Here is a 15,979-nt window from a genome sequence, read left to right as displayed (position 1 = left end):
AGATAACAACTTGTTTATTTTTTCAATATATATTTTTCCTAATAAGAAACGCGTGTGAACATTGTTCCGCGCGTTTTTTGTCTATCTAAAAACGTGCTGCAATGAATAGAAGATTGGGGTTATGAGTTTTAGAGGAAATAAGGGAGGAATTCAAATGTATTTACACGGCACAAGCCGAATCAATGGGCAAGGACACTTAGAAATTGGAGGGTGCGATACGACGCAACTAGCAAAACAATACGGAACACCACTTTATGTATACGATGAAGAGTCTATTCGAGGAAAATGTCGTGCGTTTCATCGTGCTTTTAAAGAAAGTGGTTTCTCTTATCAAGTAGCATATGCTAGCAAGGCGTTCTTGTGCATGGAGATGTGCCGAGTAGCTCGTGAAGAAAATATGTCTTTAGACGTTGTCTCTGGAGGAGAATTATATACTGCACTCCAAGCAGGATTTCCGGCTTCGCGCATTCATTTTCACGGAAATAATAAAACAGAAGAAGAAATGATTATGGCTCTTCAGGCAAATATTGGTTGTTTTGTGGTAGATAATTTCTTAGAATTAGAAATTTTACATGATTTAGCAGTGCAACATGGGAAATTTGTGAACATATTAATCCGTGTAACGCCTGGAGTAGAGGCACATACACACGAATATATAACAACAGGTCAAGAGGATTCGAAGTTTGGATTTGGTGTTTCAAATGGTCAAGCGATGCAAGCAATTGAGCTAGCTTTGCAAAAATCAAATTATAATGTGCTAGGAATTCACTCGCACATCGGATCACAAATATTCGAAACGGCTGGTTTTGTTCGAGCAATTGAAGTACTACGTCAATTTTTAGAAGAAGTGAGAGAGCGAACAAACTATGTGGTGAAAGTATTAAATGTCGGCGGAGGTTTCGGTATACGTTATACGGAGTCTGATACACCGTTAACACTTGAAACGTATGTGCACGCTGTAACAAGTACGGTGAGAGAGCAGTTTACATTATGTGAATATCCGCTTCCTGAAATATGGATTGAGCCAGGGCGTAGTATTGTAGGGGATGCGGGAACAACAATTTATACAGTCGGAGCGGTGAAAGAGATTCCAGGCATAAGAAAATATGTTTCAGTCGATGGTGGGATGACAGATAATTTAAGGCCGGCTCTATATGGAGCACGTTATGAGGCGATGTTGGCGAATCGAGGGAATGATGAAAATGAGGAACTTGTTTCGATTGCTGGGAAATGTTGTGAAAGTGGAGATATGCTGATTTGGGATATTAATCTTCCTAAAGTTGCTTCTTCTGATTTACTAGCGATTTCTTGTACAGGGGCATATGGGTACTCGATGGCTAATAATTATAATCGTATTCGTAGACCGGCTGTAGTCTTTGCAAAAGGCGGAACATCACAAATTGTTGTAGAACGTGAAACATATGAAAATATTATTGGGAACGATCGCATACGTATTAAAGAACTTGTTTAAATATGAAAAAAGGAGTTGTTCAGATGGGCAATTCCTTTTTTATAAAACAAAATAATTAAAATATATCGGAAAACTAGGATTGAAAAAAATCAGAATTGTGATAAAATACAAATACAAAGCTTATCAAGAGAAGCTGAGGGAACTGGCCCTACGAAGCTCGGCAACCTGCTTATAGAAAGCAAGGTGCTAAATCCAGCAAAATGGAATCCATTTTGAAAGATAAGGTAAAATATATTACCGAACAGTCTTTTCGAAATGGGAAAGATTTTTTTTATGAATAAAAAGGGGGGCTGTTTGCGTGAGCGTACGGGAACATTTTGATGAAGTGTCCGACAAAATTCAAACGATGCTTGCTGATATGAAATATGGTTCAATTACAATTGTGGTGCAAGATGGAAAAGTGATTCAATTAGAGAAAAGTGAAAAGGTCCGTTTAAAGTAAAAAGCGCTGACTAGAAAAACTAGAGGCGGTTTTAATCTATTTTATAGATTAAAACCGTCTTTTTGCTTTTACAGGGGGAAAAAACATGTTGACGTATGAAACGTGGGAAGAAAATGGTATTTCATTTTCAGAAGAAGATGAAACGAAAGGCGCGCTATCAGTATTAAGTTGGGCTTATAAAGAATATAAAGGTGAAATTGTATATGCATGTAGCTTTGGAGTGGAAGGGATGGTTTTATTACATCTTATAAACCAAGTAAATCCATCTGCTAAAGTTGTATTTTTAGATACAAATGTTCATTTTCAAGAAACGTACGAATTAATTAAAAAGGTACGAGAGAGATTTCCTTCATTAAATATTATAGAAAAACAGCCAGCACTTACACTTGAAGAACAGGCAAAGCTTCATGGAGAAAAATTATGGGAAAGTAATCCGAATCTCTGTTGTAAGATCAGAAAAATTTTGCCGCTAGAAAAATCATTAGCAGCCGAAAAAGCGTGGATATCAGGCCTTAGAAGGGAACAATCAGAAACGCGTAAGCATACAAAATTTGTGAATCAAGATCATCGTTTTCGGTCTATTAAAATTTGTCCGCTCATTCATTGGACTTGGAAAGAAGTTTGGCGATATGTATACAAACATAGTTTGCCGTATAATCCGCTACATGATGTTGGCTATCCAAGTATTGGGTGTGAAAAATGTACATTGCCTGTAGGAGATGGTGGCGACTCAAGAGATGGAAGATGGGCTGGGAAAATGAAGACAGAATGCGGACTTCATTTTCAATAAGATAAATTTTGAAATAAAGCTAAGAGGGGATATAAAAAGATGAGTACAACAAATAAATTAGTAAACCGTATTGATGAAACATATGACATATCGAATATTGTAAAAGAAATTGAGCTAGACAAAATTGCGCTTAGTGATTTAGAACTTCTGGCGATAGGGGGATATAGTCCACTTACAGGATTTTTAGGGAAGAGAGATTATGACTCAGTTGTAGAAACACTGCGCTTAGTAAACGGTAGTGTTTGGAGTATACCGATTGCATTACCAGTAACAGAAGAAGAAGCGGATAGATTGAAAATTGGAGAAGAAGTAAAACTGGTTAAAGATGGAACTGTATATGGTGTTATTCAAATAGAAGATATTTTTGTACCGGATAAAGAAAAAGAAGCGTTACTCGTGTATAAAACGACGGATGAGGCTCATCCAGGTGTGAAAAAATTGTACGATCGACCGAACGTTTACGTTGGAGGAGCTATTATTCTAATACAACGCTCTGAAAATAATCAGTTTGCTTCTTATTATTTAGATCCAATCGAAACAAGAGAAGAATTTAAAAAACGGGGATGGAAAACAGTAGTTGGTTTCCAAACACGCAATCCTGTACATCGTGCACATGAATATATTCAAAAATCTGCACTTGAAATTGTAGATGGTCTCTTTTTAAACCCGCTCGTTGGTGAAACGAAATCAGATGATATTCCAGCTGATGTAAGGATGGAAAGTTATGAAGTATTACTGCAAAATTATTATCCAAAAGATCGCGTTTTTTTAGGGGTATTTCCCGCAGCGATGCGTTATGCAGGACCACGTGAAGCGATATTTCATGCGCTTGTAAGAAAAAATTTCGGCTGTACACATTTTATTGTAGGGCGGGATCACGCTGGAGTGGGAAATTATTACGGAACATATGAAGCGCAGGAAATCTTTACTGACTTTACGGTGGAAGAGTTAGGAATTACGCCGCTATTTTTTGAACATAGTTTTTATTGCGTTAAATGTGAGGCGATGGCTTCGACAAAAACGTGCCCACACGAGAAAGCGGACCATGTTATTTTGTCAGGTACGAAAGTAAGAGAAATGTTACGAAATGGAGAGATTCCACCAAGTGCATTTAGCCGTAAAGAAGTAGTGGAAGTGTTAATTAAAGGTTTGAAGAAAGAAGCAGTAACAGAATAGGGAGAGAACGAGATGGATACAAATATTACTTGGCATGCAGCGTCTGTTTCAAAGGAAGAGAGAAGAGTGAAGAATGGTCATCATAGTTTTGTAATTTGGTTTACAGGCTTATCAGCTTCGGGTAAATCAACAGTAGCAAATGCGGTGGCTCGGAAACTATTTGAAAACAATATCGGAAACTATGTATTAGATGGGGATAACATTCGTCACGGTTTAAATAAGGATTTAGGTTTTTCTGAAAGTGAACGTATGGAAAATATAAGGCGTATTGGTGAAGTGGCGAAGTTGTTTGTAGATGAAGGAACAGTTGTCCTTACAGCGTTTATTTCGCCATATCGAATAGATCGTAAACAAGTTAGAGACCTTTTGGCAGCAAATGAATTTATTGAAGTCTTTGTGAAGTGTCCGATTGAAGAATGTGAGAAACGTGATCCGAAAGGACTTTATAAAAAAGCGAGACAAGGTGATATTAAGCAGTTTACGGGCATTGATTCACCGTATGAGGAACCAGAACGAGAAGAATTAATTGTAGAAACGCACAAGTATTCTATTGAAGAATGTGCAGAACAAATTGTGAAGTACTTACAAGAGCGTAGTTTCATATAGGGGGATAAAAGATGAGTTATGAAAAAGTGTGGGCTAATACTGAAAAATTAAATCAAACAGAGAAAAAGAAATTAGAGAAAGACGGATTAGAAATCTTTAATGATATTCCTTACTATGCGGAGAATGGATTTGAATCTATTCCGAAAGAAGAGTGGGACGCCTTTAAATGGGCGGGATTGTATTTGCAACGACCGAAAGAAGCGGGCTATTTTATGATGCGTGTCAATATTCCTTCTGGGATTATTACAAATGCGCAGGCAGAGGTGCTAGCTTCCATCGCTGAAGATTATGGGCGTGATGTCTTAGATATTACGACAAGACAGGCGATTCAGTTTCATTGGTTAGAAATTGGGCAAATTCCGGATATTTTTAAAAGGTTAGCGAGAGTTGGTTTATCTTCAGCGGGGGCATGCGGTGATATTACGCGTAATATTACAGGTAATCCACTTGCTGGAATTGATGCGAATGAACTATTTGATACAACATCGATTGTTAAAGAAATATACGATTACTTCCAACATAATGAAGAGTTTTCTAATCTACCACGTAAATTTAAAATGTCTATTAGTTCTAACATTTATAATTCAGCAAATGCAGAGATTAACTGTGTGGCATTTACACCTGCTACGAAAGAAATAGATGGTGAGAAAAAAGTTGGTTTTCACATAAAAGTAGGTGGAGGCTTATCAGCTCGTCCGTACTTAGCGGAAGAATTAGATGTATTCGTTTTACCAGAAGAAGTGAAGGCAGTATCGATTGCAATTGCTACTATATTCCGTGATTTTGGATATCGTGAAAAACGCCACTTAGCACGCTTGAAATTTCTTGTCGCTGACTGGGGCGCTGAGAAATTTAAAGAGAAACTAGTAGCATACACAGGCCCATTGCAAAGTAAAGGGGAAAGTGCTCTCAAAGGCTGGAATGCAGGATACTTTTATGGTGTTCAAGATCAAAAACAAGAAGGATTAAAGTATGTCGGCTTTAATGTACCAGTAGGGCGTTTACATGCAGAGGAAATGTTTGAGATTGCTAGAATTGCAAAGCAATATGGAAACGGGCAAATTCGTACTTGTAACTCACAAAACTTCATTATTCAGAATGTTCCGCCAAAAAATGTTGCAGGATTATTAAGTGAACCTTTGTTTGAAGCAATTTCTGCAAATCCGAAATCATTTATTGGTCATGCGGTTTCATGTACTGGTATTGAGTATTGCAATCTTGCATTAGTAGAAACGAAAGAAAGATTACGCAAAATCGCAGAGTACTTAGATACACAAATTGCACTCGATGTTCCAGTTCGAATTCATATGGTAGGATGCCCGAATTCCTGTGGTCAACGTCAAATTGCTGATATTGGTTTGCAAGGGATAAAACTGAAAACGAAGGAAAAGGGAATCGTTGAGGCGTTTGAAATATATGTGGGCGGAACGCTATTAGACGGAGGAGCATATAACGAAAAATTAAAAGGGAAAATAGATGGAGAAGATTTGCCGGATGTTCTCGTGTCCTTTTTAAGTTATTTCCAAAAGAATAAATTACTAGCCGAAACGTTTTATGATTTCGTAGGACGTGTTGGAGTGGAAGAATTACAAATTGTACTAAATCGTGTATTAGAAGAAGTAATAGCGTCTTAGGAGGGACAATATGGATTTATATCGATTTGAAGCTGTAATAGCGAATAGTGTTGTTCCAATAGTCGTTGTTGCTCAAAGTGAAGAACAGGCATTTAAGCTTGCGGAGATTGAGCTTGAAAAGCATTTTTTACCGTTGCCAGAAGTAAAGGAGATTTCTTTGTTTGAAAAAAAGAAGATTCGAAAAGGTGCGGCATTTGTTGTTCATGAGTAAATAACATTGTAATACGAAAGTATTCTAACTTCCATTCATATAAAAGGATGGAAGTTTCACTTTAATAGTAGAAATGAGGAGAGATGATGGGGAAGGTTTATATCGTTGGAGCGGGTCCTGGCGATCCGGATTTAATCACTGTTAAAGGGTTGAAATGTATCGAGAAGGCAGATGTTATTTTATACGACCGCCTCGTGAATAAAGAGTTGCTTTCATACGCAAAGCCTGAAGCGGATTTAATTTATTGCGGGAAACTCCCGAATTATCACACGATGAAGCAAGAGACAATTAACACATTTCTTATTAAATATGCGAAGAAAGGAAAAGTTGTAACGAGACTAAAGGGCGGGGATCCATTTGTATTTGGAAGAGGTGGAGAAGAAGCCGAAGCGTTAGCAAAGCAAAGTATCCCATTTGAAATTATTCCTGGTATTTCAGCTGGTATAGCCGCTCCTGCTTACGCTGGTATTCCAGTAACGCATCGCGATGCAAGTGCAAGTTTTGCTGTTGTGACAGGGCACCGGAAAGAAGGGGCTGAAGAGGAAGTGAAGTGGGAAAGTTTAGCGAAAGGTGTAGATACATTAGCGGTCTATATGGGGGTTAGTAATTTACCTTACATATGTGAACAACTAATAAAACATGGAAAAGATCAAAGCACACCTGCCGCTATTATTGAGTGGGGAACGACATCTATGCAGCGTACTGTTACAGCGACGTTAGGAACAATTGTAGATGTTGCTAAAAAAGAACAAATTCAAAATCCGAGTATGATTGTTATTGGAGAAGTTGTCCGTTTTAGAGAAAAGATACATTGGTTTGAGAAACAAGCGGAAAATGCATATCCAGTAAGCGGAGTATTGTAAAATGAAGGCTGTATTATATATATGTCATGGAAGCCGTTTGAAAGCAGCAAAAGAAGAAGCCGTTGCATTTATTACGTCATGTATGAACCGTGTAGAGGCAAATATTCAAGAAATTTGTTTTTTAGAGCTAGCGAGTCCTTCTATTGAAGAAGGATTTCGTACATGTGTGAAGCGTGGTGCTACAGAGATTGTCGCTATTCCTGTTTTTTTATTAGCGGCAGGACATGTAAAGAAAGATATTCCGCTTGAATTACGAAAGTTAAACGAGGAATATCCGGATATCAAAATAGTGTATGGTAATCCATTTGGTGTATCAGAAGTGCTTGTAAAAGCGGTATATAACGGAAGTGGCATTCAAGACTATGAAGAAGAAGTAACACTTTTGCTTGTTGCAAGAGGGAGTAGTGATCCGGAAACTTTACAAGACATAAATTGGATTTCTTCTTTATTTCAAAAAGAAGAGAACATTAAAGAGGTGGAAGTTTGTTATTTAGCAGCTGCAGAGCCGAAGTTTGATGAGAAGTTGAAAGAAATTGTAGAACAAAAAGAACGGAACATTGTTGTGTTACCTTACTTATTATTTACAGGCTTACTCATGAAACATGTTGAGAAAGAAGTGCGTCAATATGAGTCGGAAGAGATAAAAATAAGTCCATATTTAGGAAAGAATGTAGCGTTTCGAGAGATGTTAATTCAGAAAACAGAGGAAATATTGAAGGGAGATCAATATGTATCCACTTACAGTGCGAGTTGATAAGAAACGTGTTGTTGTCATTGGTGGAGGGAAAGTAGCAGGGTTTAAAATTATTCCTTTACTAAAACAAGGTGCGGATATTGTTGTGGTAAGTACAGAATTAGAAGCAAATTTAGTGAAACTTGTAGAAGAAAAGCAAATTCGTTGGTATCAAAGAGAGTATGAGAAAAGTGATATTAAAGATGCTTTTTTAGTAGTTGCAGCGACTAGCAATTCGGTACTAAATGAACAAATTGCTGAAGATGCCTCGGTAAATCAATTGGTAAATGTTATTACGAATCCGGAAAGTGGGAATGTTCATTTTCCAGCAGCGTTTCATCGTGGTTTGCTTAATGTAGCTGTTTCTACAGGAGGAGCAAGCCCGAAATTGGCGAAAAAAATTCGTGACGATATCGCAAATAAATATGATGAGACATATGAAACGTATCTTGATTTTTTATATGAAGTAAGAATAAAAGTGAAAGAATTACAAGTAGATAAGCGGCAGAGAAATATATTATTACAAGAAGTATTAAAGTCAGTATATGTTCTAAATGGAGAAAAAAGAGAATTGTTTTTACAAGAATTAGAGAGAAAGGTTCATATAGGATAATGAATAAATTGTGCTTTACAACTATAAGAATATAATTTATAATCACAAGTAACTTCAATAGATGAAATCGATGAGCAAGAAGAGTACGTATATTTGATGCGTTCAGAGAGCTGGGGTAAGGTGTGAGCCCGGTACGATAAAATATACAGAATGGGCTTGCGAGAGGTATGCTGAACATTGCAGTAGGCAACCCGGGTTCCGCCGTTAAAAGGATAGAGTATCGGAATTTTCCTGTGCTTGAACAAGTGGGATTTATCAATCCAATTGAGGTGGTACCACGGTATTTATATTACATATATCGTCCTTTACATGCATATTTGCGTGTAGGGGACTTTTTTATTTTCTAAAGGAGGTGTGCGAGTATGAAATGAAAGTGTATAATTAATAAAAATCACAATATTCAGAAAAGGAGAAATTATAATGAAAGAAACACAGCAATGGACGTCGAAAATAGGCTTTGTACTCGCAGCAGCGGGAGCCGCAGTAGGTCTTGGGGCAATATGGAAGTTTCCATATGTTGCAGGTAATGGCGGGGGAGGCGCATTCTTCCTTGTATTCTTACTATTAACTATATTTATTGGTATGCCTCTTCTTGTAGCTGAATTTGTTATTGGCCGTAGTACTCAAAAAGAGGCAGTTACAGCTTATAAAGTATTAGTACCAAATAGCAAGTTATATCCTTGGATTGGTCGTATGGGGGTTGTTACTTGTTTTAGCGTACTGTCTTTTTATAGCGTTGTAGGTGGATGGATTTTACTTTATTTATACTATAGTGTCACAGGTAGTTTCTGGAACGGAGTAGTCGATTATGGGCAATTGTTTGCTGAAACAATTGCAAATCCAGTAAGTGCGATTGGGGCGCAATTCATCTTTATGCTTTGTACCATTTTTGTTGTTAGTAAAGGTGTGGAAAAAGGCATAGAAAAGGCAAGTAAGTACATGATGCCGCTATTATTCATTTTATTTATTGCTATCATTATTCGTGCGTTAACACTTGATGGTGCTATGGCTGGGGTAGAGTTCTTCTTAAAACCAGATTTTTCAAAGCTTACAGCAGATACGATTTTATATGCGATGGGACAATCTTTCTTCTCACTAACGGTAGGTGCCTCGGTAATGGTAACGTATAGTTCGTATTTAAAGAAAGAAGAGCATTTAGCTAAATCAGCAACATCTATTGTAAGTTTAACTGTATTTGTTACAGTACTTGCAGGATTAGCGATTTTTCCGGCGATTTTCGCATTAGGAGTTAAACCGACAGAAGGACCAGGGCTACTGTTTATCATTCTTCCTGCTGTCTTTGCGAAAATTCCATTTGGACAATTTTTCTTCATTATGTTTTTAGTTTTATTCTTCTTTGCGACTTTAACATCTGCGATTTCAATGCTTGAAATTGTAGTAGCATCTGTTGCGAAAGATAATGAGAAGAAGCGTCCGTCAGCTTCGTTATTAATTGGTATTCTTATTTTTGCAGTTGGAATTCCATCAGCGTTATCGTTTGGAATTATGAGTGATGTGAAAATATTTGGTAAGACATTCTTTGATTTCGTCGATTTTTCGGTAAGTAATGTGTTACTGCCACTCGGAGTACTAGCCATTTCGCTATTCGTACCAAATAAAATGAGTAAAGAGTTATTAATGAAAGAATTAGAAGTTACGGAAACGAAAGGGAAAACATTATTTAACATTTGGTTCTTCTTACTTCGTTATGTTATTCCGGTAACTGTAATTATCGTATTTTTAAATGCGGTAGGCGTATTTAAAATGTTTGCATAATAAAAAAGACGGAGATTTCTCCGTCTTTTTATTATGTTGTAGAAGTATTTAATAAGCGATTATATGCTTTATAAGCTGTGACAACTGCGATAAATGATCCAATTAAAAATAACGCTGAGCCGCCGAATGTAAATAACCGACCGATGTATGTTTCTCTAGCTTCTTCTATTTCTTCTTGTAATTGTGTATTCATATTTACCACCCCGCAAAATATAGGCATTTAGTTGTAGTTTATGTAAAATGCCTAAAAAGTGTGAAATGGTAGTAAAAAAACTCGGTATGCACCGAGTTTTTTATAGTCCGATATAAGGAGATGGATCGACAGCGTTTGTCTTACCGACATTCCATTCTCCAAGGTGAAGTTCGAAGTGTAAATGTTGTCCGAAAGATTGGCCAGTATTTCCCATAAACCCAAGTTGATCACCTTGTTTTACAGTTTGTCCATTAGATACAGAACGGCTACTCATATGTGCATATACAGTTGTATATGTTTTTCCGTTTATACGGTGAGATAAGTATACAACGTTTCCGTAACTAGATGATAATTCTGAACGGATAACGACGCCATCTGCAGCAGCCATGATTGGCACTGTCCCTGAAGCGGCAATATCGATTCCTTTATGGTTATCTAAAGAACGTGTACCAAATCCTGAAGTTTTCGATCCAGCTGCTGGTTTAATAAATCCACCTTTGTTCGTATCTTGCGGTGTTGGTGCGGATTGTGTGCTTTCTTTAGCAGAAGCGGCGGCTTGTTTTTTTGCTTCCTCAGCCTTGCGTGCCTCTTCAACTTTACGCGCTTCTTCTGCACGTTTTTCTTCTTCAATTGCTTTTTGAACAGCTTGACGCTGGTTTTCTAAAATACCTTTTGACTCTTCTAATCCTTCAATCTCAGAATCTACTTTTGCTACTTTCGTATGTAGATCGTTAATAAAAGTTTGTTGCTGTTGTTGGTTATTTTGTAACTCTTGTTGTTTTTGTACTAATTTTTGCTCGGATTCTTTCAGTTGTTGCTCTTTTTTCTCAACAGCTTCTTTTTCTGTCGTCACAGCATTTTGATCACTTGTTTGCTTTTTCACAATATCTGTATCGTTATTTAAAATTAAACTTACAGAATACATATTATCAACAAGATCGGCAATATTTGCAGAATTTGTTAATACTTCTGTAATGATACTCGTACGAGGCTTCTCTTGCATAGATTGTAGTCGTTGTTTAATAACTTCCTGCCGTGTATCTATGTTCGTTTGTAATTGCTCTATATGTTTCTTTTTTTCAGTAATAACTTGCTGTGTGTTGTTAATTTCTTTTTGTGTATCTTTTAATTCAGCTTCGTTTTTATTAATAGAAGTAGTTAATTCGTCGATTTTCTTTTGTAATTCCTGGATTTCTTTTTCTATTTGTTCTTTCTCAGCTGATTTATTTTGTAAGTCATTTTGTTTGCCTTCTAATTCGGATTGAATATTAGATAATTTATTTTCATTCGTTTCAGCGTATACGGGTGAAAGTAATGGGGAAACGAAAATCGTTCCAGCTGCTAAAACACTAAATGCTGCAAATTTCTTTTTCATTGTTGTCTTGCTCCTTTCCCTATGAATGTATATATCATAAGAAGAAGAAGGGTGTCTATTGTTGTAATCATAATGTAAAGAAAACTTTATAAATTTGCTAAGTTTTGTCGGAATTTAGTATCTTTTCGTAGTGTTTGTCATAAAGTGAAATTTTTGCATGCATACAAAAATGCACCATTTTCTATTTTGTTCTAAAAAAAACATGGAAAATGATGGAGCTTTCGATGGTGAAACATTACTTTAAAAACCTATAAATCACTAGTGAGGAATCGTTCTCATGTGAGGTTTTCTGACATGGGTTTTGTTTTTGTCAAGAAAATTATTTGCATTCGGGCAAACTTATTTTGTTGTCAGATTTTAAATTTTGATTTATGATTTTTAACAGGGACAAAATGTAGTGAATTGTCGAATAATATGTAATACTCTTAATTTCATGTTTTATAGAGATAGAATGAGAGATAGAGTGACACATCGAAGAGGGGGTTACCACAAGTATGAAAAGAATAGGACTTGCATGGCAAATTTTAATAGGACTTGCGCTTGGTATTGCAGTTGGGGCGATTTTCTTTGGCAATCAGGAAGTGGTGAAGTACTTACAACCAATTGGTGATATTTTCATCCGATTAATTAAAATGATTGTTGTACCGATTGTTGTAGCAAGTATCGTTGTTGGTGTTGCTGGTGTTGGTGATGTTAAGAAGTTAGGCCGACTAGGCGGAAAAACAATTCTTTACTTTGAAATTATTACAACGATTGCAATTGTTGTTGGTCTATTAATAGCGAACATTTTCCAACCTGGAAAAGGCGTGAATATGGATCAATTGACGAAGACTGATATTTCTAAATATGCAGAAACAACAGCTCAAGTACAAAGTCATTCGTTTGCAGATACATTTGTGAATATCGTTCCAACGAATATTATGAAATCATTAGCTGAGGGTGATATGCTTGCGATTATCTTCTTCTCTGTACTATTTGGTTTAGGAGTTGCGGCGATTGGTGAAAGAGGAAGACCGGTTCTTCAATTTTTCCAAGGTGTAGCTGACGCAATGTTTTACGTGACTAACCAAGTTATGAAATTTGCACCGTTTGGTGTATTCGCATTAATTGGTGTTACAGTTTCTACATTCGGTTTATCTTCATTAATTCCATTAGGGAAATTACTCATTGTAGTATACGGAGCAATGATCTTCTTCGTTGTAGTTGTATTAGGACTTACAGCGAAAATATTCGGTATTAACATTTTCCAATTCTTTAAAATTTTAAAAGACGAGCTTATTTTAGCGTATTCTACTGCAAGCTCAGAAACAGTTTTACCGAAAATTATGGAGAAAATGGAGAAATTCGGTTGTCCGAAAGCAATTACATCTTTCGTTATTCCAACAGGTTATTCATTTAACTTAGATGGATCAACTTTATATCAAGCAATTGCGGCAATTTTCTTAGCACAAATGTACGGTATTGATTTATCCATTACAGAACAAATTACATTATTACTTGTATTAATGGTTACATCAAAAGGTATCGCGGGTGTACCGGGCGTATCATTCGTTGTATTATTAGCAACACTTGGTACAGTAGGTATTCCAGCTGAAGGTTTAGCGTTTATTGCAGGTATTGACCGTATTCTAGATATGGCTCGTACAGCAGTTAACGTAGTAGGTAACTCTTTAGCGGCTGTAGTTATGTCTAAGTGGGAAGGTCAATATGACGCTGAAAAAGGACAAGCCTATTTAAAAGAGATATCTGAAAAGGGTCAAGCGGCTTAATTATGATTTGAAAAGCTCTCACATATTATGTGAGAGCTTTTCTGTATGTAGAAGAGGAGAGAAAGTTATGAAACGTAAGTACGGTGATGGTTCTACGTGGAAGCGATTACTAGAGAAGACATACACAGTAAAACAAGCTGAAGCAGGTATGTTAGGAATATTGGATATAAAAAAGGTGAGAGAGCCTAGTTATAAAGAATACAATAGTAAAGAGCTTTGCATTGCAGGTGATGGGTATACATGGATGCAATATTTTATAAACGGGAAAAACTTTGCAATTACAGCTATGTTAGACAATCAAAAACAATTAGTGCAATATTATATCGATGTGACGAAAGAATTTAAAATAGACGATCGTGGTTTACCTTATTTTGATGATTTATATTTAGATGTAGTATTGTTACCGAACGGTGAGGTCTATGTACTGGATGAAGACGAGTTAGAGGATGCTTACAAAATTGGTGATGTTACAAAGGAAGAATATGAGTTAGCATGGAATACAACAAAATGGATTATCGCGACGATAAAAAATAGAAAATTTTATTGGATCTCAATATTGGATAAAGAAATTAAAAAGTTGAAATGATTGGTTTATTCACCTTTTTGTATAATTACCAAAAAAATCTATACAAAAAATAATTGACTTTTGTTTTGTAAGCGAGTAAAGTTAGGAAAGAAATTATTATTTAAAAATAAATATGAAACCTTCTTATAAAGAGAGGCGGAGGGACTGGCCCTACGATGCCTCGGCAGCGGACTCGATTTCAGAGTGCTGTGCCAAATCCAGCAAGCATGTGCTTGAAAGATGAGAAGAGTGTTTCTTATAGATGTATAAGACCTCTTCTCATTGGAAGAGGTCTTTTGTTATTCATTAGAAAAAGGTTGAAACTAGGGAGAGATGGTACTTTGAAAGAAACGAGAGGAAATGGTTTAGCTTTATTACCGCTTGGGATATTTTTGGCACTATTTATTGGTTCTGGAATTATTACAGGTGATTTCTATAAATTGCCGATACTTATAGCGATTTCAATTGCTGTAGGAATTGCTTTAGTGATGAATCGTAAGGAAAGCTTTAATGTGAAAGTAGAACGATTTGCAAAAGGTGCAGGAAACCCTGATATTATGATCATGGTTTTAATTTTTGTACTTGCAGGGGCGTTTTCTGAAACAGCAAAAGGAATGGGCGGAGTCGATTCCACTGTTAACTTAGCGTTATCTATTTTACCCCAAGGATTTATCGTTGCTGGAATTTTTGTTATAGGGGCATTTATTTCATTAGCGATGGGAACCTCAATGGGAACTATTGCTGCATTAGCGCCAATTGCTGTAGGTATTAGTGGACAAACTGATATTTCAATTGCACTAACGATGGCTACTGTTGTGGGCGGAGCGATGTTTGGTGATAATTTATCATTTATTTCTGATACAACAATTGCAGCTGTAAGGTCGCAAGGAACAGAAATGAAAGATAAGTTTAAAACGAACTTTTTAATTGTATTGCCAGCTGCAATCATTACAATTGTACTATTAGTAATGATTACTTTAGGAAGTGATACAGAAATTAAAGCTCAAACATTTGATTGGGTGAAGATATTACCATATGCAGGTGTACTTGTTACAGCATTACTTGGTTGGAATGTACTTATCGTATTGACAGGTGGAACTGTACTATCTGGTGTTATCGGTCTTATAGATGGAAGTTATACGTTAGAGAGTTTCTTTAAAAGTGTAACGACTGGAATGGGCAGTATGATGGAATTAGTATTACTTGCCATTTTAATCGGTGGTATGGTTGAGCTTATTCAGTATAATGGTGGTATTCAATATTTAATGAATCTTTTAACACGTAATATTCGTTCGAAAAAAGGAGCAGAGTTCGGCATTGCTGGTTTAGTGAGTATGACGAATATCTGTACAGCAAATAATACAATCTCTATCATTTTTACAGGTCCGCTTGCGAAAAATATTGCGGATCGGTATGAAATTGATCCCCGTAAATCAGCGAGTGTACTGGATCTTTTCTCTTGCTGTATACAAGGGTTAATCCCATATGGTGCTCAAATGTTAACAGCTGCAGGATTTGCTGCGTTATCTCCGATCGAATTGTTACCATATGCATTTTATCCGATCTTAGTTGGAGTATGTGGAATCATTTCTATATTAATTGGTTTCCCGAGGTTTTCTAAAGTGGCGGAAAAGAAAGAGTATCATAAAACAGCATAATTAAATATGAATTTTATTCGTAGCAACAAAAAGCCGTACAGAGAATATTCTCTGTACGGCTTTTTCTGTGCGATAAAAGAGTGAGTTATCCTATCTTTCCTTAT

16 protein-coding genes, 2 riboswitches and 1 other annotated feature are annotated in these 15,979 nt (G+C 36.4%); of the genes, 14 read left to right on the top strand and 2 right to left on the bottom strand.

From position 1 onward, the window contains the following. The first annotated feature begins 154 nt into the window (after positions 1-154). From lysA to JTF23_RS02105, 11 genes are all read left to right on the top strand, one after another. On the top strand, positions 155-1,471 hold the full coding sequence (gene lysA, locus JTF23_RS02155; protein ID WP_002158657.1) for a diaminopimelate decarboxylase: 1,317 nt from the start codon (positions 155-157) through the stop codon (positions 1,469-1,471). 117 nt (positions 1,472-1,588) lie between these two features. After that, a riboswitch (SAM riboswitch) is annotated at positions 1,589-1,697 on the top strand. 72 nt (positions 1,698-1,769) lie between these two features. After that, positions 1,770-1,913, top strand: a complete 144-nt coding sequence (locus JTF23_RS02150; protein ID WP_204207980.1) for a YezD family protein — start codon at positions 1,770-1,772, stop codon at positions 1,911-1,913. Positions 1,914-1,998: 85 nt separating this feature from the next. Continuing rightward, the gene (locus JTF23_RS02145; protein ID WP_002158656.1) at positions 1,999-2,703 is read left to right on the top strand and encodes a phosphoadenylyl-sulfate reductase; all 705 of its coding nucleotides are present in this window, start codon (positions 1,999-2,001) and stop codon (positions 2,701-2,703) included. Positions 2,704-2,742: 39 nt separating this feature from the next. Then, positions 2,743-3,879, top strand: a complete 1,137-nt coding sequence (gene sat, locus JTF23_RS02140) for a sulfate adenylyltransferase (protein ID WP_002158655.1) — start codon at positions 2,743-2,745, stop codon at positions 3,877-3,879. 12 nt (positions 3,880-3,891) lie between these two features. Further along, positions 3,892-4,485 carry an adenylyl-sulfate kinase gene (cysC, locus tag JTF23_RS02135; protein ID WP_204207979.1) on the top strand — a complete coding sequence of 198 codons (594 nt, stop codon included), beginning with the start codon at positions 3,892-3,894 and terminating at the stop codon, positions 4,483-4,485. Between the two features lie 11 nt (positions 4,486-4,496). Beyond that, positions 4,497-6,119, top strand: coding sequence for a nitrite/sulfite reductase (locus JTF23_RS02130; protein ID WP_204207978.1), 1,623 nt, complete (start codon positions 4,497-4,499; stop codon positions 6,117-6,119). Positions 6,120-6,129: 10 nt separating this feature from the next. Further along, positions 6,130-6,330: a DUF3906 family protein gene (locus JTF23_RS02125; protein ID WP_002158652.1), complete on the top strand. Its 201-nt coding sequence runs from the start codon at positions 6,130-6,132 to the stop codon at positions 6,328-6,330. Between the two features lie 86 nt (positions 6,331-6,416). Continuing rightward, a complete protein-coding gene (cobA, locus tag JTF23_RS02120) occupies positions 6,417-7,193 on the top strand; it encodes a uroporphyrinogen-III C-methyltransferase (protein ID WP_204207977.1) in 777 nt (258 codons plus the stop codon). Between the two features lies 1 nt (position 7,194). Then, positions 7,195-7,947, top strand: coding sequence for a sirohydrochlorin chelatase (locus tag JTF23_RS02115; RefSeq protein ID WP_002158650.1), 753 nt, complete (start codon positions 7,195-7,197; stop codon positions 7,945-7,947). Continuing rightward, complete coding sequence (locus JTF23_RS02110) at positions 7,922-8,539, top strand: NAD(P)-binding protein (protein ID WP_078174440.1); 618 nt, start codon at positions 7,922-7,924, stop codon at positions 8,537-8,539. Before JTF23_RS02115 ends, JTF23_RS02110 begins: the two co-directional genes overlap by 26 nt. 61 nt (positions 8,540-8,600) lie before the next feature. Then, positions 8,601-8,848: a binding site (T-box leader), on the top strand. 111 nt (positions 8,849-8,959) lie between these two features. Further along, a complete protein-coding gene (locus JTF23_RS02105; RefSeq protein ID WP_002201186.1) occupies positions 8,960-10,315 on the top strand; it encodes a sodium-dependent transporter in 1,356 nt (451 codons plus the stop codon). A 31-nt stretch (positions 10,316-10,346) separates the two neighbouring features. Here the strand turns inward: JTF23_RS02105 and JTF23_RS02100 are convergent, their stop codons facing one another. Together JTF23_RS02100 and JTF23_RS02095 are read right to left on the bottom strand one after the other, a co-directional pair. Continuing rightward, on the bottom strand, positions 10,347-10,508 hold the full coding sequence (locus JTF23_RS02100; protein WP_002158647.1) for a hypothetical protein: 162 nt from the start codon (positions 10,506-10,508) through the stop codon (positions 10,347-10,349). Between the two features lie 100 nt (positions 10,509-10,608). Then, complete coding sequence (locus JTF23_RS02095) at positions 10,609-11,883, bottom strand: murein hydrolase activator EnvC family protein (RefSeq protein WP_204207976.1); 1,275 nt, start codon at positions 11,881-11,883, stop codon at positions 10,609-10,611. A gap of 494 nt (positions 11,884-12,377) precedes the next feature. On the opposite strand from JTF23_RS02095, the gene gltP reads away from it, so the two are divergent. The 3 genes from gltP (at position 12,378) to JTF23_RS02080 (ending at position 15,875) form a co-directional block, all read left to right on the top strand. Further along, complete coding sequence (gltP, locus tag JTF23_RS02090) at positions 12,378-13,652, top strand: glutamate/aspartate:proton symporter GltP (protein WP_204207975.1); 1,275 nt, start codon at positions 12,378-12,380, stop codon at positions 13,650-13,652. Positions 13,653-13,719: 67 nt separating this feature from the next. Next, positions 13,720-14,238 carry a ribonuclease FAU-1 family protein gene (locus JTF23_RS02085; RefSeq protein WP_204207974.1) on the top strand — a complete coding sequence of 173 codons (519 nt, stop codon included), beginning with the start codon at positions 13,720-13,722 and terminating at the stop codon, positions 14,236-14,238. 120 nt (positions 14,239-14,358) lie between these two features. Beyond that, positions 14,359-14,464, top strand: a riboswitch (SAM riboswitch). A gap of 94 nt (positions 14,465-14,558) precedes the next feature. Beyond that, positions 14,559-15,875: a Na+/H+ antiporter NhaC family protein gene (locus JTF23_RS02080; RefSeq protein WP_204207973.1), complete on the top strand. Its 1,317-nt coding sequence runs from the start codon at positions 14,559-14,561 to the stop codon at positions 15,873-15,875. Positions 15,876-15,979: the final 104 nt, after the last annotated feature.

The organism is Bacillus sp. RIT 809 (assembly GCF_016892495.1).
GTDB classification, from domain to species: Bacteria; Bacillota; Bacilli; order Bacillales; family Bacillaceae_G; genus Bacillus_A; species Bacillus_A cereus_U.
The sequence above is the reverse complement of the archived record's forward strand: the minus strand, read 5'-3'. Positions and strand labels throughout refer to the sequence as shown.

What these genes read in the sequence shown, in the direction of transcription:
- cysC (WP_204207979.1), top strand. Translation starts at nt 3,892, where the DNA reads ATGGATACAAATATTACTTGGCATGCAGCGTCTGTTTCAAAGGAAGAG.
- lysA (WP_002158657.1), top strand. Translation starts at nt 155, where the DNA reads ATGTATTTACACGGCACAAGCCGAATCAATGGGCAAGGACACTTAGAA.
- JTF23_RS02085 (WP_204207974.1), top strand. Translation starts at nt 13,720, where the DNA reads ATGAAACGTAAGTACGGTGATGGTTCTACGTGGAAGCGATTACTAGAG.
- JTF23_RS02095 (WP_204207976.1), bottom strand. Translation starts at nt 11,883, where the DNA reads ATGAAAAAGAAATTTGCAGCATTTAGTGTTTTAGCAGCTGGAACGATT.
- JTF23_RS02115 (WP_002158650.1), top strand. Translation starts at nt 7,195, where the DNA reads ATGAAGGCTGTATTATATATATGTCATGGAAGCCGTTTGAAAGCAGCA.
- JTF23_RS02105 (WP_002201186.1), top strand. Translation starts at nt 8,960, where the DNA reads ATGAAAGAAACACAGCAATGGACGTCGAAAATAGGCTTTGTACTCGCA.
- cobA (WP_204207977.1), top strand. Translation starts at nt 6,417, where the DNA reads ATGGGGAAGGTTTATATCGTTGGAGCGGGTCCTGGCGATCCGGATTTA.
- gltP (WP_204207975.1), top strand. Translation starts at nt 12,378, where the DNA reads ATGAAAAGAATAGGACTTGCATGGCAAATTTTAATAGGACTTGCGCTT.
- JTF23_RS02145 (WP_002158656.1), top strand. Translation starts at nt 1,999, where the DNA reads ATGTTGACGTATGAAACGTGGGAAGAAAATGGTATTTCATTTTCAGAA.
- JTF23_RS02100 (WP_002158647.1), bottom strand. Translation starts at nt 10,508, where the DNA reads ATGAATACACAATTACAAGAAGAAATAGAAGAAGCTAGAGAAACATAC.
- JTF23_RS02125 (WP_002158652.1), top strand. Translation starts at nt 6,130, where the DNA reads ATGGATTTATATCGATTTGAAGCTGTAATAGCGAATAGTGTTGTTCCA.
- sat (WP_002158655.1), top strand. Translation starts at nt 2,743, where the DNA reads ATGAGTACAACAAATAAATTAGTAAACCGTATTGATGAAACATATGAC.
- JTF23_RS02130 (WP_204207978.1), top strand. Translation starts at nt 4,497, where the DNA reads ATGAGTTATGAAAAAGTGTGGGCTAATACTGAAAAATTAAATCAAACA.
- JTF23_RS02110 (WP_078174440.1), top strand. Translation starts at nt 7,922, where the DNA reads ATGTATCCACTTACAGTGCGAGTTGATAAGAAACGTGTTGTTGTCATT.